Source organism: Solibacillus sp. FSL R5-0449 (genome assembly GCF_037975215.1).
In the GTDB taxonomy this organism is placed as follows: domain Bacteria; phylum Bacillota; class Bacilli; order Bacillales_A; family Planococcaceae; genus Solibacillus.
Map to the genome: position 1 here is coordinate 3000037 of NZ_CP150239.1, position 25917 is coordinate 3025953.

Genomic DNA, 25917 nt, shown 5'->3' on the forward strand with positions numbered 1-25917 from the left:
CCTTAGAAAGGAGGTGATCCAGCCGCACCTTCCGATACGGCTACCTTGTTACGACTTCACCCCAATCATCTATCCCACCTTCGGCGGCTGGCTCCAAAAGGTTACCTCACCGACTTCGGGTGTTACAAACTCTCGTGGTGTGACGGGCGGTGTGTACAAGGCCCGGGAACGTATTCACCGCGGCATGCTGATCCGCGATTACTAGCGATTCCGGCTTCATGTAGGCGAGTTGCAGCCTACAATCCGAACTGAGAACGGTTTTATCGGATTAGCTCCCCCTCGCGGGTTGGCAACCGTTTGTACCGTCCATTGTAGCACGTGTGTAGCCCAGGTCATAAGGGGCATGATGATTTGACGTCATCCCCACCTTCCTCCGGTTTATCACCGGCAGTCTCCTTAGAGTGCCCAACTGAATGATGGCAACTAAGAATAAGGGTTGCGCTCGTTGCGGGACTTAACCCAACATCTCACGACACGAGCTGACGACAACCATGCACCACCTGTCACCGTTGCCCCCGAAGGGGAAACTATGTCTCCATAGTGGTCACCGGGATGTCAAGACCTGGTAAGGTTCTTCGCGTTGCTTCGAATTAAACCACATGCTCCACCGCTTGTGCGGGCCCCCGTCAATTCCTTTGAGTTTCAGTCTTGCGACCGTACTCCCCAGGCGGAGTGCTTAATGCGTTAGCTGCAGCACTGAGGGGCGGAAACCCCCCAACACTTAGCACTCATCGTTTACGGCGTGGACTACCAGGGTATCTAATCCTGTTTGCTCCCCACGCTTTCGCGCCTCAGTGTCAGTTACAGACCAGACAGTCGCCTTCGCCACTGGTGTTCCTCCAAATCTCTACGCATTTCACCGCTACACTTGGAATTCCACTATCCTCTTCTGCACTCAAGTTCCCCAGTTTCCAATGACCCTCCCCGGTTGAGCCGGGGGCTTTCACATCAGACTTAAGGAACCACCTGCGCGCGCTTTACGCCCAATAATTCCGGACAACGCTTGCCACCTACGTATTACCGCGGCTGCTGGCACGTAGTTAGCCGTGGCTTTCTAACAAGGTACCGTCAAGGTAGCGCCAGTTACTACGCTACTTGTTCTTCCCTTGCAACAGAGTTTTACGAACCGAAATCCTTCTTCACTCACGCGGCGTTGCTCCATCAGACTTTCGTCCATTGTGGAAGATTCCCTACTGCTGCCTCCCGTAGGAGTCTGGGCCGTGTCTCAGTCCCAGTGTGGCCGATCACCCTCTCAGGTCGGCTACGCATCGTTGCCTTGGTGAGCCGTTACCTCACCAACTAGCTAATGCGCCGCGGGTCCATCTTATAGTGACAGCGAGATGCCGTCTTTCAACTTCAAAACATGTGTTAAAAAGTATTATTCGGTATTAGCCCCGGTTTCCCGGAGTTATCCCAATCTATAAGGTAGGTTACCCACGTGTTACTCACCCGTCCGCCGCTAAAATTTTAAAGGTGCAAGCACCAATAAAATTTCCGCTCGACTTGCATGTATTAGGCACGCCGCCAGCGTTCGTCCTGAGCCAGGATCAAACTCTCCATAAAAGTAGTTTGAAAGCTCATTTGCTTTGCTAGCGATCCAACTTCGTTAGAAGTTGTAATCTATTGTTCGCTTCATTTAAGAAGCTTGTTTCATTAACGTTGCTTGTTCAGTTTTCAAGGTTCATTGTGTTTCGTTTGTCGTTTTAGCGACTTCTCTAATTTAACATCTCTGTTTCTTTTTGTCAACAACTTTTTTGAAAAAGTTTTTTTGAAGAAAATCGAGTGTGTAATTTAGTTGTTTTCAAGTACGTCTTAGCGACATTTAATATATTACAATACTTTCAATGTTTTCGTCAATACTTTTTTAAAAATAATTTCAGAGCGTTTTTAAACGCTCTGATTAATATACTATAACCCATACTCGGATTCAATATAATGTCTGTCTACATAATAGTTTCTGTGGAAGATCGCTTCGTTTTTAGCGATAACCGCTTCCACTAAAATTAACTCTTTTTCAATTAAGTATTCAACAAACACTTCCAGGTCAACAGAGTAATAACTCAACTCAGGATAATCATGCAATTGCTGAATTGTCCACGAAGGTTGTGCAAGCATTGTTTCTAAAATATGCTGTGCCCCATCTGTCGTTCTGGAATTGATTAAAAACTCACCTGCTAAAAATAATAACTCCAGACGCTTTTCAAGACTTTCATTGCTCATAATCAATTCTTCATATAATTTATATATTGCAGGATCATTGCGTTTCACCTGGGCCCACACTGTTACTTCCGGGTAATGCCCGCTATCGATAATCGATAGTCTCCCTAAATGATGCAATGAAGCAACCACATGATTGTACGCATCTAAATAATGACCATCCTCAAATAATTCTTTTCCTTCTTTATAACGGCGGATTAACTTGGCAAACTGTATACCTGTTTTTAATTTTCGACCGAAGAATGGGAACTCTTGCAATTCAGAACGCAGTTTATATAGAAACTCATTGCGGTCAAACATAACCTTCCCGTGGAAAAGCCAATCAACTAACCGCCTGTGCGAGCCAATGAAAATCCATTTACGCAACCGTTCCTCCGTTAAAATATGCATCACCATTTTCGCTTCACCATATGAATAGTGTTTCGAATAAATAGGCTTATCACTTTCTTTTACAATAATTAAAAGAACCGAATCAAATGTATCGGTCATATTCTCGGCACCTTCACGCTTGTTTATCAATATTACTCCAAGCGTTTCCGGCTGACTTGCACGTTCCTGATATATCGGTCTTAAAATATGTTCCATTGTTATCCCCCTATAAAGTTTACCTTCTATATAATGTCCTTGTAGATGCTATAAGATAAATTAACTAATATTACGACGATAAACTTTAACCATGCTGAAAGTCCATCATTTCTTAAAAATAAATAATAGAAATGCCATTATTTTTTCTTTCGCCATTCATTTATAAAAACCCTTCATTTAAACATTTTTAAATAGTATTAAGAGTTGTTAACGAGCCGCCTAATTCTTTCCTGTCTACTAATTTATATCCAATTCATGTTATAGTATATTTTAGATTAGGAGGCAATTGAAATGAAAAAATATAATAGTAAAATTAATAAAATCCGCTCTTTTGCATTATCCCTTATTTTCATCGGCTTCGTTATTATGTATGGTGCAATCTTCTTCAAAAATAATCAAATACTTGTATTAATCTTCATGACAATTGGACTTCTTTGTATTATCGGCAGTACTGCTGTATACGCCTGGGTAGGATTATTGTCTACAAAAGCTGTTCAAGTCGTTTGTCCGGAATGCGGGAAATGGACAAAAGTGTTAGGTCGTGTGGATATTTGCATGTACTGCAATGAACCGTTAACTTTAGATCCTACATTAGAAGGAAAAGAATTCAATCAAGAATACAATAAAAATTAAATGTTCAACAAAGCTGGAGTAAAGGTAACAAACTTTCACTCCAGTTTTTTGTATAAAAAAAACCCAGCAACAACCGTTACTAGGTTAGATTATTATTGAACTTTTGTTGCACCGACTGCTAAACAGTCAGGACATGTACCATAGACTTCTAAACGGTGTGAATTAACTTGAAAACCCGTTACTTGCGAAGCAAATTGCTCCACTTCATTTAAACCGGGATAGTGGAAGTCTACAATTTTACCGCAGCCATCACAAATCATGTGATAATGGTCGCCCGTTACAAAATCGAAGCGACTTGCTGCATCTCCATAAGTAAGCTCTTTTACTAAGCCCACCTCACGAAAGACACGTAAGTTATTATAAACTGTTGCTACACTCATATTAGGAAACTTATCGCAAAGCGCCTTGTATATATCATCAGCTGTTGGGTGAATCATACTTTGAATTAAATATTCCAAAATCGCATGACGCTGAGGAGTAATTCGTACACCAGTAGTCTTTAACGTGTCCAGCGCATCCTTTAAATGCAATTCAGACATCGTCATGCACCCCTTTTCATACATATTATTAATTTGTAATCGTTATAATTAGTGTAGCGAATTTGTCCATGCGTTGTCAACAATTGCTTATGTCGGTTGAAACAAAAGTATAGGATAAAAAAGCTAAATGAAAATGTAAACGGTTAAATGCCTATTCTTCCATATAGCATTCTCAATTAGTATCCTCTTAAAATATTCATTTTATTTTCTAAATCACGTTCCCCGTTCAGCCATTTCTCCAGACTAGGTTTGAAAATATCCAAACTGCGCTCTAAATAACGTGAAGAATGGCTTGAAAAATGTGGTGAAAGTGTAACATTGTTCAAATCCCATAATGGACTTTCTGCCGGTAATGGCTCAATTTCATAGACATCCAAAACAGCATGTTCAATTAGTTTGTCCTGTAAAACGCCAACAAGAGTATCTGTTTCCACTAAGTCCCCGCGCCCGAAATTCATAAAGATGGCTGAACTCTTCATCAGTTCAAAATGCTCTCGAGTCAGCATATGTTTCGTTTCCTTAGTAGATGGCAGCATTGAAAGAATAATATCCGCTTTCGGTAACTGCTCTTTTAAATCATCGAGCTTATATGTCTCATTCATATAAGGAGCCTCGTTGCCTGAGCGGTTGCAGCCAATTGTATGAACATCAAAAGCCTGCAGAATCCGTCCTACTTCGCTGCCGATTGCACCCGGGCCGATGATTAGCGCTGTACTACCGTTCAACTCTGTCGGACGCGCCTTTTTATTCCATTCTTTCTTCTGTTGCTGTTCATAAATAAACGGCAATACTCGTTTTAATGCTAAAATATGCGCTAAAATTGATTCAGTCATCGGCTTCTTATGTATCCCGCGCACATTCGAAACGAGTATATTACGTTTCGCGATCGCTTCTGCCGGCATCTTTTCAATTCCTGCAGATGCAACGAAAATCCATTGCAGTTTGTCTGCATGCTGTAAGTGCTCTTCCTTTAAATCTTCCCCATATGTTACTAAAACATTTGTTTGAGCCAGTTTCTCCACATCCAGTTTCTTATCAAATAAAAAATCTACTTGAGGAAACTGTGCCAAAAGCGGCTGCTTTAAATCGTCGCGTAGTTCAAATGTAAAATAAATCGTTACCATCATAATTCCCCTTTGTGCACCTATTAATTTGTGCGATTTTTTAAATAGTTTAACACATCTTCAATATGATTTTTCACCCGGACTTTACGCCACTCTTTTTCAACGATCCCCTTTTCATTGATCAAGAACGTCGAACGTTCAATTCCCATATACTCTTTTCCGAAATTTTTCTTTAATGTCCAGACACCATATTTCTCAGCAACTTCATGATTTTCATCGACTAATAATGAAAAAGGCAATCCGTGCTTTTCAATAAACTTTGTATGTTTCGCTGCATCATCCAGACTCACACCTAAAATTACAGCATTCAAATCTGAGAAATCCTCATATTTATCGCGGAAGTCGCAAGCCTGTGTTGTACAGCCAGGCGTTAAATCTTTCGGGTAGAAGTAGAGAATAACGTTTTTGCCTTTATATTCTTCGAGCGTAACCGTTTTCCCCTCTTCATTTTGCAATGCAAATCCCGGTGCTTGTAAATTTTCTAATGTCATGTCCATTCCTCCAAAATTTTCTTCTATGATACAAAACAATGCCCGATGCTTCAATTTCTTTGGCGTTCCCTTTCATTACATACTACAATAGATATGAAATCATTTCATGTAACCTATTTTGGAGGAATAAATTATGAATCATACTAAATCTGAACAGCTTCATGCAGAAGCACTCGAACATATCGTCGGCGGGGTAAACAGTCCATCCCGTTCTTATAAAGCAGTAGGCGGCGGAGCACCTGTTGTCATGGTCCGCGGTAAAGGAGCATACTTTTGGGATGTGGACGGTAATCGTTACATCGATTATTTAGCAGCCTACGGACCGATCGTTACAGGTCATGGCCATCCGCATATTGCAAAAGCCATCGCACATGCTGCAGAAACAGGCGTATTATTCGGTACACCGACAGAGCATGAAATTAAATTCGCTAAAATGCTGAAAGAAGCCATTCCTACATTGGATAAAGTACGTTTTAACAACTCCGGTACAGAAGCTGTGATGACATGTGTACGTGTTGCACGTGCATTTACAGGGCGTACGAAAATTATTAAATTCGCCGGCTGCTACCACGGTCACTTCGACCAAGTACTTGTTGCAGCGGGATCAGGTCCAGCAACATTAGGTTCACCTGACTCTGCCGGTGTTCCTCATGCAGTCGCAACAGAGGTCATTACCGTACCTTTCAACAATAAAGAAGAATTTACATTGGCAATGGAAAAATGGGGCAATGATGTTGCCGGGATTTTAATTGAGCCAATCGTCGGGAACTTCGGGATTGTAGAACCGGATAAAGGATTTTTGGAACATGTACATGCACTCGCAAAAGAATACGGTGCATTAACAATCCATGATGAAGTTATTACCGCTTTCCGTTTCCACTACGGTGCAGCACATACTATGCTCGGCTTAACTCCGGACTTAGTCGCAATGGGGAAAGTAATCGGCGGCGGTCTGCCAATCGGTGCATACGGTGGTCGTAAAGAAGTTATGGAAACAGTTGCTCCTCTTGGCCCTGCATATCAGGCTGGTACAATGGCCGGAAACCCTGCAAGTATGCAAGCAGGTATTGCATGTCTTGAAGTATTGCAGCAACCGGGGATCTATGAAGAAATGGATCGCTTAGGTGCTCTTCTTGAAGAAGGTATTTTAGCAGCTGCCAAAAAACATAATGTGACGATTACATTAAACCGTTTAAAAGGCGCGTTCGCAATTTACTTTACAGATGTAAAAGTGGAAAACTATGAGCAGGCGGAAAATACGGATGGCGAAAAGTTCGGTCGCTTCTTTAAATTAATGTTATCCCAAGGCATCAACTTAGCCCCTTCAAAATATGAGGCATGGTTCTTGACGACAGAACATACAGAAGCAGACGTGGAAGAAACGTTAAAAGCAGTAGATTGCGCATTTTCTCAACTATAATAACAATTGCCGCTATATATTTTATAGCGGCTTCTCTTCATTGACTCCCCCGGAAAGGAGGAAAAGAATATGAAATTAGGTGCACGCGTATTAAAAACGGGTGTTGCAATCGTTTTTGCTTTATTTTTGGCTCAAATACTAAATGTACCGTCACCTGTGTTTGCTGCAATTGCTGCTGTATTCGCAATCCAGCCTTCTATTTACCGCTCTTATCTTACAATTTTAGAGCAAATACAGGGTAATATAATCGGCGCTACCGTTGCTGTCCTCTTCGGGCTCATCTTTGGACATCATATCGTGGCTGTCGGTATTGCCGCTATTGTCGTCCTTGGCATTATGATGAAGCTAAAGCTCGAAAAATCCATTTCACTGGCACTCGTAACGATGATTGCCATTATGGAAGTACCGGGCGATGATTTTCTAATGTTTGGTTTAATCCGATTCAGTACTGTCATGCTGGGTGTTTTTGCTGCTTTCGTTGTCAATATGTTATTTATACCGCCTAAATACGAAATAAAATTATTTAAAATGATCAACTCTGTCCAGGACGATATCATTCGCTGGACACGTTTGGCCGTTCGCCAAGCTAGTGAACATACATCCACGAAAATGGCGGTAAATAAATTGCAGTCCCGACTAAATGAAATTGATACAATGTATGGTTTTTTCAAAGAAGAACGCAGCTATTTCAAAAACCGGAAGTATGTGAAAGCCCGAAAGCTTGTTATTTACCGTCAAATGTTATTAACATCTAAAAAAAGCTATGAGTTGCTTGTTCGTCTACACAAACATGAAAATGAGCTCGGGAAGTTACCGAGTAAATTTCAAGTAATTATTCAGGAACGCTTAGACTTCCTGTTAACCTATCATGAACAACTATTATTGAAATATACCGGAAAGCTTAGGCCGGAACATTCTAAGTGGACACGTCACGATGAATATTTGCAAGGCAGTGAGCTAATGGAGCAGTTTATCAAGCAGATTGCCCTTGCTCAGGAAGAGGCAGAAGAAGATGAACAGTTTTCAAGCTACCATCTGCTTTATATTTTATCGCGGATATTAGATTACGAGGAAAACCTGGAGCATCTTGATACACTGATCGTTTCCTATCGCAGCTTCCACAGTGAGGAAAAAAACCTCGACCTGGAATCGGAGTTTTACTAAATAAAAGAGGTTGGGACATAACCCAAAAATGCTATTTTTCTCTGAGAGAAAAATAGCATTTTTTTGCTGAGCGTTAAAATTGATTTCCATTCCGGGACGCTTTCCGCGGGCGTGGCCTGAGCCTGTAGTCTCAGGCGTCACGCTATTCCCCGCAGGAGTCGCCCTCCATTCCAATCAATTTTGCAATATATCCATTTCTTAATAAAGGCTTTCCTTTTATTTAGCAATAATTATACTTATGTCCCAGCCTCTTTTAACTTTTCATCTTCGGATCAAGTGCATCCCGCAATCCGTCTCCCATCAGGTTAAATCCGATTACAGTCAGCATAATTGCAAGTCCAGGGAAAATCATAGCCCATGGTGCGTTTAGTAAAAACATCCGCGCATCCGCAAGCATTTTCCCCCATTCCGGCTGAGGCGCTTCTGCACCAAGTCCTAAAAACCCTAGTGCTGCCGCTTCGATAATCGCTGTCGCAATCGCCAGTGTCCCCTGTACGATTACGGGGGTCATCGAGTTCGGCAAAATATGCTTCCATAATATCCGGGAGTTTTTCATACCGATTGCTCTTGCAGCATGAATATACTCTTCCTCTTTTATACTAAGCACCCGTGACCGGATCAGTCGGCCGAAGTTCGGTATATTAATAACCGCAATCGCAATTAATGCGTTTTGTAATGACGGGCCTAAGATCGATACAATGGCGATTGCCAATAATATACTTGGAAACGCAAGCATAATATCAAAAATCCTCGAAATAATCGTATCAACCCAACGACCATAGTAACCTGCGATAATCCCCAAAAAACTGCCGGCAACTGCTGAGATTAATACAGCCGATAAACCAACCGTCAACGAGATGCGGGCCCCATGTAAAATTCGCGAAAAGATATCACGACCGAGATCGTCTGTTCCAAACCAGAAATCAGCAGATGGAGGCTGCAGACGCATACTTAAATTTTGCTCGTTTATACCTTGTGGTGCAAACAAAGGGCCAAGTATTGCCAGAAGCACAAAGAATAACACAATTGCACTGCCGAACAGCGCAGACTTACTTTTCTTGAAATTCGTCCACGCCTCTTGCCACGGTCCCTTTACTCGTTCTTCTTCAATTCTCTGAACTTGATTTTGTATAATTTCAGCCATGCTATGCGCCTCCTCTCTAGTTGTATTTAATGCGCGAATCAATCACTGTATATAAAAGGTCAACAATCAGGTTAATCATTACGAATAAAAAGGCAACGATTAAAATACCTGACTGGATAACAGGATAATCGCGGAATCCTATCGCTTCATATATATAGCGCCCAATTCCCGGCCAACTAAATATTGTTTCCGTTAAGATGGCGCCGCCTAAAAGCATACCCGTTTGCAAGCCGACTACTGTCAAAACAGGAATCAACGCATTTTTCAGTGCATGCTTATAAACAACAACGAACATTTTTTGACCTTTTGCCCGAGCTGTACGAACAAAATCCGAACGCATTACTTCCAACATCGAGGCTCTTGTCATACGTGCAATAATCGCCGTCGGAATCGTTGCAAGTGCAATGCCAGGTAATAATAAGTGCTTTAACACAACAATAAATTGATCAAACCGGCCTTGCCATAATGTATCAATTAAGTAAAAGTGGGTAATGGCCGTAACCGGATCCCGCACTTCTTCCCGTCCCGATGTCGGCAACCAGCCCAGCTGAATACCGAATGCCCATTGTTCCATTAAACCTAACCAGAAAATCGGCATCGAAACACCGATTAAAGCAATCACCATCGCTAAGTAATCAAACCATGAATTTTGAAACCATGCCGAGACAATCCCTGCATTTACCCCGACGATAATTGCAATAATCATCGCGAAAAATGCCAGTTCAAATGTAGCTGCCAAATAGGGCCACATTTCAGAAGAAATCGGCTGCCTCGTTCTTAATGACTCCCCCAAATCTCCCGTTACAATCCCTTTTAAGTAGTCGAAATATTGAACATACCACGGATTATCGAGGCCCAGTTTCAGGCGAAGTGCCGCGATTGCATCTGCAGTAGCTTGCTGTCCTAAAATGACTTGTGCCGGATCACCGGGAATGGCACGAATAATCAGAAATACTAAAAAGGTCATCCCGAGTAATACAGGTATTAAATGCAGTAGACGTTTGCCAATGTAGTGAAGCATGCTCTTCACCCCTTTTATGAATGTATGTTTCTACTAGTTGAAAAAAAGGAGAGGAATATTCCTCCCCTTTCACTTAACTTTCTATTACTCCATTGAAACGTTATGCAGTTTATCAGAGCCTGTCGGGTGTGGCAAGAACCCATTCACACCTGCTTTTGCTGCAAGTAATGGTGTAGAGTGTGCAAGCGGAACCCATGGCGCATCGTCATGAATGATTTCCTGTGCTTTTTTGTATAATTCATTACGCACATTTTCATCTGTTTCAGACTGTGCCTGAATTAATAGACTATGAACTTCTTCGTTAGTATAGTACGCATAGTTGTTTGAACCGATATTGTCTTTGTCTAATAATGTGTAGATGAAGTTGTCTGCATCCCCATTATCACCAGTCCAGCCAAGCATGAATGCATCGGCTTCACCATTTTTCGCTTTTTCTAAATATGTTGCCCATTCAAATGTTACGATTTTCGATGGGATACCGACATCTTCTAAGTTTTTCTGAATAACTTCCGCCACTTTCGCTCCGTCCGGCATATATGGACGAGGTACCGGCATTGCCCATAACTCAATTTCCTTTCCGTCATAGCCAGCTTCAGCTAATAAAGATTTCGCTTTTTCAGGATCATACGGATATGGGGAAATTGCATCATTGTAACCGCTAATTGATGGTGGCATCGGATTTGCCGCCACTTCTGCACGTCCTTCAAAGAACGCATCGACAATCGCCTGTTTATCGATTGCATAGTTCACCGCTTGACGTACCAGTTTGTTATCAAATGGTGCGCGTGTATTCGTTAAACCTAAATAGCCAATGTTCATCGATGGACGTTCAATCAGTTGTAACGTAGAATCGCCTTCCACTGTTTTACCGTCTGAAGGGTTAACGCCATCAGCTAAATCGATATTGCCTGCCATTAATTCATTTAAACGTGCAGAGTTATCCGGAATTGAACGGAAGATAACTTTATCTAATTTCGGGAAACCATCTTGCCAGTAATCTTCAAATTTCTCAATCGTGATTGAGTCATTACGTTTCCATTCTGTAAATTTAAATGGACCTGTACCTACAGGGTTATCGCCGAATTTATCGCCTGCTGCTTCAAATGCAGTTGGTGAACCAATTCCGAACGGGCTCATGGCCAAGTTTTTAAGGAATGGTGCCTGTGGACGAGAAAGTGTGAATACAACTGTGTAGTCTCCTTCTGCCGTTACATCTTTAATAATATCTTCGCCCTCTGCTTTAAACATAGAGTTGAAATAGTAGAAATCTTCCTCTTTTCCACCTTTCCAGCGATTGATATTTTTAATAACCGCTTCTGCATTGAAGTCTGTGCCGTCATGGAATTTTACACCTTCTTGAAGCTGGAATGTGTAAGTTAAACCGTCTTCACTTACTTCCCATTCTTTTGCTAGTCCAGGGTTGATCGTTGTATCTTGCTCCCCGAAGTTCAGTAATGTTTCAAATAGGTTTTGTGTTACTTTGAATGATTCGCCATCTGTTACGATACCTGGATCAAGTGAAACTGAATCTGCTCCACGACCAAATACTAAAACTTGAGGTGTTGAAGAACTTGAATCGTCTGTCGTACTGCTGTCTGTACTTGTACTTGAATCGTTGCCTGATTCTGAGGATGATGTTTCTGCATCGTCAGCACCACAAGCAGCTAAAAATAATGACATTATTAATAGCATCATAAGACTTACTAAATACAATTTACCTTTCCTCAATAAAAAAACCCCCTAGACTTTTTAATCTATTATCATTGTGGCGTTTCATATAAATGACACGCAACAGAATGACCTGGTTTAACTTGCTGGAGCATCGGAATTACCTGTTTGCACTTATCCATCGCAAAAGGACAGCGTGTATGGAATGTGCATCCTGTCGGCGGGTTTGACGGACTCGGTATATCACCTTTCAGCAATAGCTGTTCCCGCTCAAACTGCGGATCCGGAATTGGTACAGCCGATAAAAGCGCTTGTGTATAAGGATGTAATGGCTCATGATACAACGATTCACTTTCCGCAATTTCGACTAGCCTGCCTAAGTACATCACGCCTACCCGGTCACTAATATGTCGCACAACCCCTAAATCATGGGCAATAAATATATATGTCAGTTTCAAATCTTCCTGCAATCGCTGCATTAAATTTAAAACTTGTGCTTGAATCGATACGTCCAGGGCAGATACCGGTTCATCTGCAATAATCAGTTTCGGATTTGTCATTAAGGCTCTGGCGATACCAATACGCTGTCTTTGTCCGCCGCTAAACTGGTGAGGATAGCGCTTTGCATGATAGGAGCTTAAACCGACGATTTCCAAGTATTCATGGACTTTCCTTTTGCGTTCCTTCGCATTCCCGATTCCGTGGACAATTAACGGTTCCTCTAAAATTTTTTCAACCGTATGTCTTGGATTTAATGAAGCATAAGGATCCTGAAACACCATTTGAATTTCTCTCCGGACTTTCCGCATTTGTTCGCTGTTTAACTTTGTAAGCTCCACGCCATCAAATGTCACCTGGCCGTCTGTCGGTTCATGCAAACGCATAATCGCTCGACCAGTAGTAGATTTCCCGCAACCGGATTCTCCAACAATGCCTAATGTTTCACCTTCATAAAGCTCAAACGAAACGTCATCCACAGCCTTCACATCACCGACATGACGTGCAAACATCCCATGCCGGATTGGGAAATACTTTTTTAAATTGTCAACTTTCAGCAGCACTTTCGACATGTGTAACTCCCCCTTCTTCCATATCCAATAAGAAGCATCTTGCTTTATGTGTACCCGATGATTCATATAGCGGAGGGTTATTTGTTAAACAACGATCGAATGCATATTCACAACGTGCTGCAAAACGGCAGCCTTCCAAAATGGAACCCGGTTTCGGAACATTGCCAGGTATCGAATAAAGCGTATCCTTTTTATAACGCATATCCGGTACCGATTGGATAAGCCCTTTCGTATAAGGATGCTGCGGGTTTCTAAATATTTCATTAACCGGAGCTTCTTCTACGATTTGCCCTGCATACATAACAATGACGCGCTCACAAGTTTCCGCAACAACACCTAAATCATGTGTAATGAGTAAAACAGCAGTGTTCAGCCGTTCATTTAAATCTCTCATTAACTTTAAAATTTGGGCTTGGATTGTTACATCGAGGGCTGTTGTCGGTTCGTCGGCAATAAGTACTTTCGGATTACATACAAGGGCCATCGCAATCATTACACGTTGCCGCATCCCTCCCGACAGCTGATGTGGATAGTCTTTAAGCAACTGTTCCGCGCGCGGCAAACCGACCAGCTTCATGATTTCCACCGCCCGGGCACTCGCTTCTTTTTTTGACCATTTCGGATGGTGGATTCGGATTGCTTCGATCAATTGATTTCCGATTGTAAACAACGGATTCAGCGAAGTCATCGGCTCCTGGAAAATCATCGCGATTTCATTGCCTCGGATTTTGCGCATTTGCTTATCAGATAGTTTCGAAATATCTTGCCCTTTCAATAAAATTTCTCCATTTGTTATTTTTCCGGGAGGACTCGGTACAAGGCCCATAATAGAGAGGGAAGTAACACTTTTACCACAGCCGGACTCCCCTACGATGGCGAGAATTTCCCCTTCATGAATTGAAAAGCTTATTCGATCGACAGCTGCAACCTTTCCACTGTCTGAAAAAAATGTCGTTTCTAACTCTCTCACTTCAAGCACAGCTTTTCGACTCATTTAACCACCCCAATTTTCTGAAGATTAAAAGTATTTGAAAATATGATATTATAACATCTACTAATTTACAACATTATCGTAAAAAAATGTATTTTCAATTATGCATAAAAAAAGTGACCATGCTGATTTATTTCAACATAGTCACTTAAATTTAATCTAATTTTTGTACTTGGAATAAGTTATAATATGCTCCTTGTTGCTCCATTAGTAGTTGATGGGTGCCGGATTCTACAACTTCTCCGTGTTCGATGACGAAAATGTTGTCGGCATGGGTAATTGTAGACAGGCGGTGAGCAATAATGATCGTCGTCCGCTCATGTGCTAAACGGTCGAGGGAATCTTGAATTAGTGCTTCACTTTCCAGATCGAGTGCAGAAGTCGCCTCATCCAATACTAGAATTGGCGGATTTTTTAGAAATACTCGTGCAATTGCTACACGCTGCTTCTGCCCGCCTGAAAGTTTGACACCACGTTCTCCTACTTTCGTGTCATAGCCTTCCGGTAATCCCATAATAAAGTCATGGGCATTCGCCGCTTTGGCAGCAGCAACGATTTCCTCATCTGTCGCATGCGGATTTCCCATTAAAATATTCTGTTTCACTGAATCACTAAACAAAATATTATCCTGCAATACTATTCCAATTTGTGAGCGTAATGATTCAATCGTTACATCTTTAACGTTTTGATCATCAATTTTTATCGCTCCCTCCGTTACATCATAGAAGCGCGGGATTAAGCTGACGATTGTCGATTTCCCCCCGCCGCTCATACCTACGAAAGCAACAGTTTGTCCAGGTTCAATTGTGAAGTCCACTTCATTTAAAATTGTGTTGCCACCTTTATCATACTTGAATGTAACTCGATCAAATTGAAGCTTCCCTTTTGCTGCGGGTAACACCATCGCGTTAGCCTTATTTTGAACTTCATATTTCTCATCCATCAGTTCAAACATACGGTCCATCGAGGCAATTGACTGAGTCAATGTTGTCGATGAACTCACCAATCGGCGAAGCGGTCCATACAAGCGTTCAATATAGGCATAAAACGCAACAAGTACACCGATAGATAAGTCGCCTTGCAAATACTGATAACCTGCATAGCCAATTACGATCAGCGGTGCCATATCTGTAATGGTATTAACGACAGCAAAAGATTTGGCGTTCCAGCGTGAATGGTCAAGCGCTTTATTAAGGAACTCTCCGTTCGTTTCATCGAAAATCTTCTGTTCGTGCTTTTCCAATGTAAAACTTTTGATGATGCTCATCCCGGCAACACGTTCATGTAAATAACTTTGAACACCCGCTAGAGCCTGTGAGCGTTCCTTCGTTAAGCTGCGAAGTCTTCCGAAGAAATACTTAACACTAAATGCGTAAAACGGCAGTGCGATAAGCGATACAAGCGTCAACTTTACATCCATTGCAAACATGACACCGATTACGATTAAAATGGTCGCCAAATCGAGCCATAAGTTCATCAATCCGGTCATAACAAAGTTTTTTGTTTGCTCAACATCATTAATGACACGCGAAATAACTTCTCCGGCTCGCGTATTCGCATAATACTTTAAGCTTAGCTTCTGTAAATGGCCATACAATTCTTTACGTATATCAAATAAAATATTATTACTCAAGTTTTGCGCAAAGTATTGGCGGTAATATTCGATTGGTGGTCGAATAACAAAAAACAAGACGAGTGCAATGCCGATCCATGTAAACAACTGGCTTGTTTTTTCTTCTGTAGACATACCATCATTTAACAATATATCATCGATAATTATTTGCAGGAGCCACGGTAAAAATAGCGGAATCGCAAATTTTAGTATGCCGATTACGATTGTTAAAAATAAAAGCAGTTTATACGGCTTAACGAACCGCATATAACGTTTAATACTATCCAATGCAAAAAACACTTCCCTCCAGAAATTTTGCAACAGCAATTATCATAACATAATTCCCCATTAAACATTTACTCATGTACTTTACCCAAAAGAAAAACACAAGCAACATAAAAAAGTTACTTGTGTCTCATTTACTCTTTATTTGCCTGAATTTCACTTAATAAGAGATACCGATTTGTCCAGGATTCTATGAAATCCGGAGCAAATGGTCCACGGCGTTGTTCAATCCAGCTTACCAATGTTTTAACATTCCGCTGTAAAATTTTATCTATGACTTCAGGGTAGTTCATTTCCAATCTGTGCTGCTCATACTCATCTTCATCCAATAAGGCATGAGTCATATCCGGAAACACTTTTACGTCCAAATCATAGTCAATATACTTTAAGCAGTTGTTATCAAACACAAACGGTGAACTGATGTTGCAATAGTAATACACACCGTCATCACGCAACATACAAATAATATTGAACCAATGCTCTGCATGAAAGTAACAAATCGAGGGCTCACGTGTCAGCCAGGTGCGACCATCCGATTCCGTAACGAGTGTTTTTTCATTTGCACCGATAATAATATTTTTTGTTGCTTTTAATACCATCGTTTCTTGCCAGACACGGTGGATATTACCATTGTGCTTATAACTATGTATTTGGATTTTTTCTCCTTCAACCGGTAATGCCATCATAAAGCCCACCTTTTCGTCTTAGCTAAAAATTCTAGCAGTCTTTATTGTATTATAACAATGCTTTGGCAAAACTTGTAGTTCGAATGCAATTATTTTCAATTTTGCGTGAAAATTATCGCGTATCCTTTATAGTTGCACATATTAAAACTAAGCCAGTTGTTTTATGATTTCCCTACTCCTTCGTTTTAAAACAAAAAAGATGCTCTGAAAGTTTATACCTTCAGAACATCTTTCTGCACTTCCTTAGAAGTTGTTGTTGTTACGTTTCGCGAATTGTGCGTTACGCTGCTCTTGCTCGCGTTGCTGTTTTTGGTTTTGTTGTTGAACTTCATTGAAGTCTTCGTCTAGGCCGAACTCTTCAAGGATATTGTTTTGTCGGTTGTTTTGTCGGTTGTTTTGACGGTTATTTTGTTTTTGGTTTTGGTTTTGATTTTGCTTTTGGTTTTGGTTTTGCTGATCAAATTCGTTGAAGTTTAGTTCTTGACCAAACTCCTCAAAGTTGTTTTGCTGGTTATTGTTATTATTACGTTGGTTTTGTTTATTACGGTTTTGTTCATTGCGACTCATCTTTGTCACCTCCATGACCATTATTGTGGTCTGGTGATAAAAGAATTATGCATTGATTTTTTCCCAGATTTTCAACATCGGTACAGGCATTGGTAATTTGGCAATTTGCTCTTTAGTAAAGAATGCTGTATTTTCCGTATTGCCATTCACTTCAACTGCATCCACTAAATAGCTTTCAATTTGCCATTTCAAATGAGAAAACACATGTTTGAAACTTAAAATCGGTTCCTTAAAATTGTGCTCCAAAGTGACGTTATATTGTTTTTCCACTTTGGTTAAACTACTTTCATCTGTCTGGCGTTCTATCATTACAAACTGCCACATGTTTGCAAGGAGGCCATTTTCCGGACGTTTCTCCATTAAAAAGCGTCCTTCCTGATCACGGATAATATATACATCATAATCAATATTTTTTGTTTTCAGCTTTTTGGATTTAACCGGCAAGCTGGAAGGATCACCTTCATGGAATGCTGTGCAATAATCACGTACCGGGCATAATAAGCATTTTGGTGAAGTTGGGGTACAAATTAGTGCCCCGAGCTCCATCAGTCCTTGATTAAAAGCAGATGTATTTTCAGGATCAATCAGTTCCGTTACTGCCTGTTCAAAAATTTTCTTTGTTTTCGGCAAAGCAATATCTGCATCTATATTTAATACACGACTAAGTACACGCATAACATTTCCATCTACAGCGTGCTCCGGCTTTCCGTAAGCAATACTTAATATTGCTCCTGCTGTATAAGGTCCAACACCTTTAAGCTTTGATATATCGATGCGGTTATCCGGTACTTTCCCGCCGTACACTTCGACTACTTCCCTGACACCTGCTTGCAAATTCCGGACACGGGAATAATACCCTAGTCCTTCCCACATTTTAAGCAGCTCTTCTTCCGGGGAATAGGCTAAGCTTTCCGCTGTCGGGTATTTTTCTATAAAACGGTTGTAATATGGAATGACTGTATCGACTCTTGTTTGCTGCAGCATTACTTCAGACACCCAGATATGATAGGGCTCTTTCGTACGGCGCCAAGGCAAATCTCGTTGTTCTTCCAAAAACCATTGCACTAAAGCCTGGCGAAATTGTTTTGTATATGGATAGTTCACATTGTCCTCCAAAAATTCGATTTTATTTCCTTTAAAAAGGGTATATTATAATGTGGATACTATTGCTAAATTTTTCCGTTCTCGAACGGTTTTAAGATCGAGGGGTTGATACATTTGGATTCAGGCACACATCTCGTCATGGGCATTGCTATCGGAGGCCTAGCACTTGTAGACCCGACTGTCGCAAGTCATTCCATGACCTTTACAGCTGTAATGGCTGGAACGATTATCGGACAACAGGCACCGGATATTGATACGGTTTTAAAACTTCGGAATAATGCGGTTTATATACGCCATCATCGCGGGATTACACATTCAATACCGGCCGTTTTACTATGGCCTCTCTTAATAACAGGTGTACTCGCTCTTATTTTGCCTGATGTCCATCTGTTCAATGTATGGCTATGGACACAAATCGCCGTATTTTTACATGTGTTTGTAGATATTTTCAACGCATACGGCACACAGGCATTGCGTCCGTTTTCAAAAAAGTGGGTTGCACTCGGTGTTATTAATACATTCGATCCGATTATATTTACGTTGCATTGTATCGGTATTTTACTTTGGTTATTAGGGACAGAGCCTGTGCTCACATTTACGGTCATGTATATCATTATTTTCTTCTATTATATTTTACGTTTTGCTCTTCAAAAGGCGGTCAAAAATGCGGTTCATCATGAACTGCAGGACGAAGAATTTGTAATTGTCGCTCCGACAATGCGCTTTTTCCATTGGAAAGTTGCCGCTAAATCTAAAACGCACTTCTATGTCGGCCGTGCCTATCGCAGATCGGTCAATATTTACGATAAGTTCAAAATTGAACCGATTCCGAAAACTGAGCTCGTCGAAAAAGCGATAAAAGATCCAAACTTAGCTGCCTTCTTATCGTTTTCACCACTTTACCGCTGGGAAATTTCAGAGCTTGAAAGCGGCGTAACAGAACTGCGTTTAATCGATTTACGCTATCGCAGTAATGATCGTTACCCTTTCGTTGCTGTCGCCCACTTAGATAAAGAGCTTAACATTGTCAATTCTTATACCGGCTGGATTTTCACAGAAGAAAAATTACAGAAACGACTGCAAATAGGAGCCGGCAATGACTAAAAAAACGGAAAACCACCAGCCCCAACTGGTGGTTTTTTTTATATTGCAATTGCCGTTGAAGCTAAATTATCGCTGAATAATTTTAATTCAACGTATCATCACTGTCATTTAAAAGTTGCGCATATTTCGGATTTTTTGCCGCAAATAAATGAAGCTTATCACCATAACTTTCAATTAACTGGCTCACCAATTTAGCCGTGTATTCCGAGCCTCGGTAATTCGCACCGGCTTTGGCAGATGTCGACTCGAAATCGCTGCACAATAACTCCACCCATGTACGGGCACGACCTGCCGGTAATTCAGGGTTTTTCTCTAATAATTGTTCTGTCAGTCTTTGATATAAATCTTCCATGCTACTTCCCTTCTTTCATTGGACGTAAAATAGAAACTGGTAATGCTTCTTCAAAACGTTCCGATCCTAATCGGTGTCCCCATGCAAAGCGGCCTTTTAAATAATCCACTTGGAAAAACTCACCTGGCGATCCGTTCAAACGATAGATTTCACCTGGAATAATAGTGGATAGATCCACTAAATATGCCTCAGCCATCAATGCTTTACGCTCATAAACAGCGTATTCATTTACAATCCCTAACTGTTCTGCTTTTCTTGCACGTTCTCGTAAATTTGCAATTTCCTGACGTAATTCCTGTTCAGACATTGAACTATATGTTAATTCATTCATTTTGTTGTTGCTCCTTCTGTTCTATATATTCATTGATTTTCTCTATTGGAAAGCCCTTTTGATAAAGTGCCTGCTTAACTTTTTGCCGAAGATCAGACCCTGTCAGTTTGGCTGCATATTTGCGCCAAATTTTTTCGCCTTGAGCTTCTATTAGCTCGGACCATTCGTCTTCGTCGCGCTCTAATGTAATCTGCTCGAGTATTTCTTTAACAATCTCATAGGAATATCCTTTACGCAACAACACATCCTGAATTTTCTGCTTCACTTGTGTCGGCGTTTTGTTTGTATTGGAACGTACGGCTTTTTCCGCCAATTCCATTGCAAGCTTTACCTGTTCATCATGTTCAAATGTCGCCAATACTTTCTGCTGCAAATTTTTATCAATCCCTTTTTGCATCAGATCCTGACGAATTGCAGCAGGCCCTTTTTTCGTCGTACGCTTTCTCGTTTCAAGCAGTGCTTTTGAATAACTTTCATCATTTAAAAAGCCTAAGCCGGTTAATTTATGAATGGCTTCCTGTACAACAGCTTCCCCATGCCCTGCTTTCAGAAGCTTGGTTTTCACTTCATGTTCACTGCGCATTTGGAAGCTTAAAAAGTTAAGTGCTTTGTTAAACGCTTTTGCAATTTCATCTTCATATTGTATTTCATCTATTTCCATCTGCTCAAGTACTTTGCCTTTTTGCAGACCGAACTTAATAAGTGTGCCTTCATCTACCGCAAAAGCATATTTTTCATTTAAGTATATATTGTAGCGCTCTTGATTGTTTTTTTGACGACCAATTTTTGTAATGATTTGGACTTGCACCGTGTACACCTCACAATAACAATGTACATTCTAGTATACATCTTTTTACTTATAGTTTCATGGAACGGTATACTAATAGAAACAAAAAGACATAAAGGCGGTGTTTGTTATAAAAGTTGCAATTGCAGGCGGTACAGGAATGGTTGGCAGGAGATTGAGCAAACTATTACTTGAACAGGGTCACGAAGTCATCGTTTTGACACGGGGAAAGCCGAAAACAGAAAATAGTATCCATTATGTGCAATGGCTAAATGATGGTGCAACACCGGAGCATCATATTGAAAATACGGATGCATTCGTAAATTTAGCTGGGGTCTCGCTAAATGAGGGTCGGTGGACAGATGATCAAAAACAAAAAATCCTCTCAAGCCGTTTGGAGTCTACCGATGAAATCATCCGTATTATTCAAAATGTGAAGCAAAAACCGAAAGTACTCATTAATGCAAGCGCTGTTGGTATTTATCCTGTTTCCGAAACAGCTGTTTATACGGAACAAGCGACCGAAAAAGCATCTGATTTTTTAGGAAGCGTTGTCGCACAGTGGGAAGAAAAAGCAATGCAGGCCCAACAAATGGGCATTCGTACTTGTTTAACCCGTTTTGGCGTTATTTTGGAAAAAGGCGAAGGTGCATTGCCGATGATGGTACTTCCTTATAAACTTGGTGTCGGCGGAACAATTGGCTCAGGTAAACAGTGGCTTAGCTGGATTCATGTAGAAGATGTGGCACGTGCCATACTTTATGCAATAGAAAATGATGCCTTATCAGGGCCGATTAATTTTACGACACCGAATGTAAAACGAATGAAGCAATTTGGGCATTCAATTAGCAAAGCACTGAATCGTCCGCATTGGTTTCCGGTCCCAAGCATTGCTTTAAAACTTGCTCTTGGCGAAAAAAGTATGCTCGTACTGGAAGGTCAGCATGTCGTACCCGAAAAATTACTAAACGCCAATTTTGAATTTAAGTTTGTTTCTGTAGAAAATGCAATTCGTGATCTATATGAATAAAACAATGCTTTTCACGCAACCTACCTTGTAAAAGGAGGTTGCTTTTTCATTGAAAAAACATATTTTAGGGATTAGCTTCGTGTTAATCGCCACATTTATTTCCTTTATATCTGTATCTGTTGCAAAAGCAGAGGAATTTCATTGGGGCTTTAAGCCAAGCCGTAATGGTGCACCTGTAGAAATAGGTGAACCGCTTGAGTCTATGTTAAGTAAATATGGTGCGATTTATAAGGGGAATGAAGAAAAGAAAATTGTTTACTTAACATTCGATAACGGCTATGAAAACGGCTATACCGAGAGTATTTTAAATACTTTGCGGGAAGAAAAAGCTCCAGCCACTTTCTTCTTGACCGGCCACTATTTAACGAGCGCGACCGACTTAGTAAAAACAATGGTGAAAGATGGTCATATTATCGGAAACCATTCATATGGTCATCCGAATATGGCGCGCTTGACCCCTGAAGGCATGAAGAAGGAATGGAAACAGTTTGATGATAAATTAAATGAACTGACTGGTGTCAAACGGACTTACTATGCCCGACCGCCGGAAGGTATATTTAATGAAGAAGTACTGAAAGTCGGAAATGAAGCGGGCTATCGCCATATGTTCTGGTCAATCGCTTTTAAAGACTGGCTGAAGGATGAACGTCGCGGTGCTAAATATGCATATGATGCATTGATGAACCAGCTTCACCCAGGCGCGATTATATTAATGCATACAGTAGCGCAGGATAATGCCGAAGCGTTACCTCAATTTATAAAAGATGCGAAAGCACAAGGCTATACATTCGGCTCTTTGGATGATTTGGTGCTTGAATACGAAAACATTTCCCCGTATTAGAAAAGTAGCGTTCCTTTCTTTTCATTGTACTTTCCGCTATACTGTAATGATGAAGAAAAGGAAGTGACTCGCACTAAATTTTGGTGCGAGTTACTCTATTTAAAGGACGTGTAAACTTGAGTGAAATAAAAATGGAAGTCGGGCAAAAGTTCCCGTTAACAATAAAGCGCCTCGGTATTAATGGTGAAGGCGTAGGTTTTTATAAACGCAATGTCGTATTCGTAAAAGGTGCGATTCCTGGAGAAGAAGTAACAGTAAAATTAACAAAAGTATCACCAAAATTTGCTGAAGCGGAAATTTTAGCAATACGTAAAGAAAGCGAATTCCGTCAAGAAGCACCTTGCCCTGTGTATTCTGAATGTGGTGGCTGTCAATTACAGCATATGACTTATGATGCGCAGTTAATGAATAAGCGTGATATTGTCGTACAAGCATTCGAAAAATATGCGAAAGAAATCGGTCAAACTGCTGAAATCCGCCCAACAATCGGAATGGATAATCCTTGGCATTACCGTAACAAATCTCAGTTCCAAGTACGCAAAGAAGGTAAGCGTGTATATGCAGGTCTATTTGCAGAAGGAACAAACCAGCTACTAAATATAAACGACTGTCTTGTACAGCACCCTGTAACTTCAAAGATTACCGTTGCTACTCGTAAAATTTTACAAAAGCTAAATATTCCGATTTATGATGGGAAAACGTTAAACGGCTTAGTTCGTACAATTGTTGTACGTACAGGTATGCGCTCTGGCGAAACACAAGTATGTCTTGTCACAACACGCCGTGAACTGCCACATAAAGAAGAATTGATTGAACGTATTAAAAAGATTGATCCTTCAATCGTCTCTATTACCCAAAACGTCAACCGCGAGAAAACATCGTTAATATTTGGTCCGGACACTTATATTTTAGATGGAAAAGACGCAATCCATGAAAAGTTGGGCGAATTTGCATTTGATTTATCAACTCGTGCATTTTTCCAGCTTAACCCTGAACAAACAGTACATTTATACAATGAAATTAAAAAAGCCGCGGCACTAACAGGAAAAGAAAATGTTGTCGATGCATACTGCGGTGTTGGGACTATCGGTATGTGGCTGGCAGAAGGTGCCCGTGAAGTGCGTGGTATGGATAATGTCGATGAAGCAATTGCTGATGCGAAGTACAATGCACGTACAAACGATAACCTGCAGCATGTACGTTTCTTCCCAGGCTCTGCAGATAAATGGCTGTTCCGCTGGTCAAAAGAAGATTATCGTCCGGATGTCATTTGTGTGGATCCGCCTCGTACAGGTTTAGAGCCGGGCTTTATTCGAACTGTATTAAAAATCAAACCAAAGCGCTTTGTCTACACATCTTGTAACCCATCAACACTAGCGCGTGATTTAAAAGAATTATCAAAGGCTTACAACGTAGAATATATTCAACCGGTTGATATGTTCCCGCAAACAGCACAGGTAGAATGTGTTGTGAAATTGACTTTAAAAAAATAGTAAAATCTATGTTTTCACCAACCAGATCCCGAAGCAAAATAACATGAAAGCGGCGAACCTTATTTAATAGGGTTGCGCCGCTTTTTTCCATAATCATTTTAGCAGAACCTCCCCTCATCTTTACTTTTCATGTAAAATAGAATTCGCCAGGAGGTATTAATATGAAAAAATTTCTATTTGTCGTGATCACTTTTATAATTTCTTATTGGGCGATTTCATCTTTTGCTGGCTTTATCTTTCCGAGCAATGATGAAAACTCCGCAACTTCAGCAAGCTCACTTCAAGCTGCTGTGACATTTGGTGGTGTAAATTATTTAAATGTGTTTATCTACATAATTTTAGCAATGATTACTACAGCAATAGTCTTCTTTTCAGTAAAAAGCAGACGTTCCAATTAAGAGAACGTCTGCTTTTTATATAGCTGTTTTTTTCGACTTGCCAAAAAACTGGATAATAACGGCTACTGTCAGAAGCATGAGCGAAATCACAAATAAAAACCCGCTGCTCGGGAAAATCTCCAAATATAATCCGCCCAATAGCGGGCCGGTTAAACTGCCTAAGCTGAAGAAAATTCCACAAAGCAAGTTCCCTGTCGGCAACAGCTCTTTCGGAGTCAAATCGGTCATATATGTGATACCGAGCGAGAACATCGATCCTACACACATACCTGCCAAAAAGAACATTGCCGCTACATACATTTCGGAATACTCCAAGAAGTTTCCTATTAAGAAAAATATACTTCCGGCGAGCAATCCTGAAACAATGACTTTATGGCGACCAATTTTATCACCTAATGCACCAAGCGGAAATTGCATAACAATCGCACCGATTGAAAAGCCTGCCAAAATTATCGATACATAAGCTACATCAAAATCTTTTCGTAACGCATATACCGGGAATAAAGCATTTAAAGAAGACTCTAAAAATCCATAAACAAACGGTGGTAAAAAGGCAATCCAGCCATATTTTACAGCGAGACTGTAACGCTTGAAACCAGATTCATTCGCATCTCCTGCCAACGCTTCCGGTTTTTCATTTTTCACGAAAAATATTAAAGACCATGCCAATAAACATAAGGCCGAAGAAATAATAAACGGAAAGCTTTCCGAAATTTTAATTAGCGGGACAAACAACGGTCCGACAGCAAAGCCTACACCAAAAGATATGCCGTATATTGACATGCTTTTACCTAGTTTATGTGCAGCTGTTGTTGAAGTAATCCAAGTTTGCGTTGAAAAATGCAGTGCATGATCCCCGATGCCAATTAACAGACGAAGAATAAACCAAAACATCACACTTTTCCATAACAGGAATAAAAACAGTGATATGAAAACGAGTGCCCCACCTAATAAAATAATTGGTTTGTAGCCATATTTTCGTAATGGCTGCTCGATAAATGGTGAAATTAATAGTGTTCCTATGTATAACCCTGTTGCATTAAATCCATTGAGCGTTGACGATACGCCATCCCCTTCAAAAATTACTGAAATCAGAGGTAAAAGCATTCCTTGTGAAAAACCTGATATTGATACAATAATTACTAAAATAGCAAATCTGCGCTGTTCATAACTCATTTCAATTTTTCTCCCTTAGTTCATACAAAATATCGTATCACAGCTTTTGGAAGAAATAAAAGTAAACTCAAAAACCCTAGCCAA

Annotated in this window: 25 protein-coding genes and 1 rRNA gene; 8 read left to right on the forward strand and 18 right to left on the reverse strand. The window is 40.6% G+C overall.

The genetic code is table 11. The features are described 5' to 3' along the window. Nucleotides 1-6: 6 nt before the first annotated feature. Nucleotides 7-1563, reverse strand: a 16S ribosomal RNA gene (locus MKY27_RS15095). A gap of 345 nt (nt 1564-1908) precedes the next feature. Next, nucleotides 1909-2802 carry a nucleotidyltransferase-like protein gene (locus tag MKY27_RS15100; RefSeq protein WP_339196077.1) on the reverse strand — a complete coding sequence of 298 codons (894 nt, stop codon included), beginning with the start codon at nt 2800-2802 and terminating at the stop codon, nt 1909-1911. A 291-nt stretch (nt 2803-3093) separates the two neighbouring features. On the opposite strand from MKY27_RS15100, the gene MKY27_RS15105 reads away from it, so the two are divergent. Next, nucleotides 3094-3435: a YgzB family protein gene (locus MKY27_RS15105; RefSeq protein WP_339173570.1), complete on the forward strand. Its 342-nt coding sequence runs from the start codon at nt 3094-3096 to the stop codon at nt 3433-3435. Between the two features lie 92 nt (nt 3436-3527). Here the strand turns inward: MKY27_RS15105 and perR are convergent, their stop codons facing one another. The 3 genes from perR to bcp all read right to left on the reverse strand — a co-directional run bounded on the left by perR (nt 3528) and on the right by bcp (nt 5589). Beyond that, on the reverse strand, nt 3528-3974 hold the full coding sequence (gene perR / locus MKY27_RS15110) for a peroxide-responsive transcriptional repressor PerR (RefSeq protein ID WP_339173572.1): 447 nt from the start codon (nt 3972-3974) through the stop codon (nt 3528-3530). Nucleotides 3975-4150: 176 nt separating this feature from the next. Further along, complete coding sequence (locus tag MKY27_RS15115) at nt 4151-5098, reverse strand: D-2-hydroxyacid dehydrogenase (protein ID WP_339199752.1); 948 nt, start codon at nt 5096-5098, stop codon at nt 4151-4153. A gap of 23 nt (nt 5099-5121) precedes the next feature. Then, a complete protein-coding gene (gene bcp / locus MKY27_RS15120; protein ID WP_339196079.1) occupies nt 5122-5589 on the reverse strand; it encodes a thioredoxin-dependent thiol peroxidase in 468 nt (155 codons plus the stop codon). A 133-nt stretch (nt 5590-5722) separates the two neighbouring features. Between bcp and MKY27_RS15125 the strand changes: the two genes are divergently transcribed. Further along, complete coding sequence (locus MKY27_RS15125) at nt 5723-7009, forward strand: glutamate-1-semialdehyde 2,1-aminomutase (RefSeq protein ID WP_339196080.1); 1287 nt, start codon at nt 5723-5725, stop codon at nt 7007-7009. 69 nt (nt 7010-7078) lie between these two features. Further along, entirely contained in the window at nt 7079-8173 is a 1095-nt protein-coding gene (locus MKY27_RS15130) for an aromatic acid exporter family protein (protein WP_339196082.1), read from the forward strand. A gap of 253 nt (nt 8174-8426) precedes the next feature. Here the strand turns inward: MKY27_RS15130 and nikC are convergent, their stop codons facing one another. From nikC to mutY, 9 genes are all read right to left on the reverse strand, one after another. Next, nucleotides 8427-9317, reverse strand: coding sequence for a nickel transporter permease (gene nikC, locus MKY27_RS15135; protein WP_339196084.1), 891 nt, complete (start codon nt 9315-9317; stop codon nt 8427-8429). A gap of 16 nt (nt 9318-9333) precedes the next feature. Further along, entirely contained in the window at nt 9334-10338 is a 1005-nt protein-coding gene (locus tag MKY27_RS15140) for an ABC transporter permease (protein ID WP_339196086.1), read from the reverse strand. 84 nt (nt 10339-10422) lie between these two features. Beyond that, the gene (locus MKY27_RS15145; RefSeq protein ID WP_339196087.1) at nt 10423-12066 is read right to left on the reverse strand and encodes an ABC transporter substrate-binding protein; all 1644 of its coding nucleotides are present in this window, start codon (nt 12064-12066) and stop codon (nt 10423-10425) included. Between the two features lie 32 nt (nt 12067-12098). Next, a complete protein-coding gene (locus tag MKY27_RS15150; RefSeq protein ID WP_339196088.1) occupies nt 12099-13076 on the reverse strand; it encodes a dipeptide ABC transporter ATP-binding protein in 978 nt (325 codons plus the stop codon). Then, a complete protein-coding gene (locus MKY27_RS15155) occupies nt 13051-14070 on the reverse strand; it encodes an ABC transporter ATP-binding protein (protein WP_079523618.1) in 1020 nt (339 codons plus the stop codon). Before MKY27_RS15155 ends, MKY27_RS15150 begins: the two co-directional genes overlap by 26 nt. A gap of 151 nt (nt 14071-14221) precedes the next feature. Then, on the reverse strand, nt 14222-15946 hold the full coding sequence (locus MKY27_RS15160; RefSeq protein ID WP_339199755.1) for an ABC transporter ATP-binding protein: 1725 nt from the start codon (nt 15944-15946) through the stop codon (nt 14222-14224). 152 nt (nt 15947-16098) lie between these two features. Next, nucleotides 16099-16647 carry a DUF402 domain-containing protein gene (locus tag MKY27_RS15165; RefSeq protein WP_339199757.1) on the reverse strand — a complete coding sequence of 183 codons (549 nt, stop codon included), beginning with the start codon at nt 16645-16647 and terminating at the stop codon, nt 16099-16101. Between the two features lie 246 nt (nt 16648-16893). Continuing rightward, nucleotides 16894-17217: a hypothetical protein gene (locus MKY27_RS15170; RefSeq protein ID WP_339196089.1), complete on the reverse strand. Its 324-nt coding sequence runs from the start codon at nt 17215-17217 to the stop codon at nt 16894-16896. Between the two features lie 45 nt (nt 17218-17262). Continuing rightward, a complete protein-coding gene (mutY, locus tag MKY27_RS15175; protein WP_339173595.1) occupies nt 17263-18321 on the reverse strand; it encodes an A/G-specific adenine glycosylase in 1059 nt (352 codons plus the stop codon). Between the two features lie 114 nt (nt 18322-18435). Here mutY and MKY27_RS15180 point away from each other — a divergent pair, with 114 nt between their 5' ends. Then, on the forward strand, nt 18436-19425 hold the full coding sequence (locus MKY27_RS15180; RefSeq protein ID WP_339173597.1) for a metal-dependent hydrolase: 990 nt from the start codon (nt 18436-18438) through the stop codon (nt 19423-19425). A gap of 82 nt (nt 19426-19507) precedes the next feature. On the opposite strand, the gene MKY27_RS15185 is transcribed toward MKY27_RS15180, so the two are convergent. Genes MKY27_RS15185 through recX form a run of 3 tightly spaced genes read right to left on the reverse strand, consistent with a single transcriptional unit; the run spans nt 19508 to nt 20916 of the window. After that, nucleotides 19508-19777 (reverse strand): YfhJ family protein, encoded by a 270-nt coding sequence (locus MKY27_RS15185; protein WP_339196090.1) that lies wholly within the window; start codon nt 19775-19777, stop codon nt 19508-19510. A gap of 1 nt (nt 19778) precedes the next feature. Beyond that, nucleotides 19779-20108 carry a YfhH family protein gene (locus MKY27_RS15190; protein ID WP_079523624.1) on the reverse strand — a complete coding sequence of 110 codons (330 nt, stop codon included), beginning with the start codon at nt 20106-20108 and terminating at the stop codon, nt 19779-19781. Then, complete coding sequence (gene recX, locus MKY27_RS15195; protein ID WP_339196091.1) at nt 20101-20916, reverse strand: recombination regulator RecX; 816 nt, start codon at nt 20914-20916, stop codon at nt 20101-20103. Before recX ends, MKY27_RS15190 begins: the two co-directional genes overlap by 8 nt. A gap of 109 nt (nt 20917-21025) precedes the next feature. On the opposite strand from recX, the gene MKY27_RS15200 reads away from it, so the two are divergent. The 4 genes from MKY27_RS15200 to MKY27_RS15215 all read left to right on the forward strand — a co-directional run bounded on the left by MKY27_RS15200 (nt 21026) and on the right by MKY27_RS15215 (nt 24657). Next, nucleotides 21026-21925, forward strand: coding sequence for a TIGR01777 family oxidoreductase (locus tag MKY27_RS15200; RefSeq protein WP_339199759.1), 900 nt, complete (start codon nt 21026-21028; stop codon nt 21923-21925). A 49-nt stretch (nt 21926-21974) separates the two neighbouring features. Next, nucleotides 21975-22766, forward strand: coding sequence for a polysaccharide deacetylase family protein (locus MKY27_RS15205; RefSeq protein WP_339196092.1), 792 nt, complete (start codon nt 21975-21977; stop codon nt 22764-22766). Between the two features lie 131 nt (nt 22767-22897). Continuing rightward, nucleotides 22898-24259: a 23S rRNA (uracil(1939)-C(5))-methyltransferase RlmD gene (gene rlmD, locus MKY27_RS15210; protein ID WP_339199762.1), complete on the forward strand. Its 1362-nt coding sequence runs from the start codon at nt 22898-22900 to the stop codon at nt 24257-24259. 161 nt (nt 24260-24420) lie between these two features. Then, nucleotides 24421-24657: a carboxypeptidase gene (locus tag MKY27_RS15215; RefSeq protein ID WP_339196093.1), complete on the forward strand. Its 237-nt coding sequence runs from the start codon at nt 24421-24423 to the stop codon at nt 24655-24657. Nucleotides 24658-24672: 15 nt separating this feature from the next. Here the strand turns inward: MKY27_RS15215 and MKY27_RS15220 are convergent, their stop codons facing one another. After that, nucleotides 24673-25833 (reverse strand): MFS transporter, encoded by a 1161-nt coding sequence (locus MKY27_RS15220; RefSeq protein WP_339196095.1) that lies wholly within the window; start codon nt 25831-25833, stop codon nt 24673-24675. Nucleotides 25834-25917 lie beyond the last annotated feature (84 nt).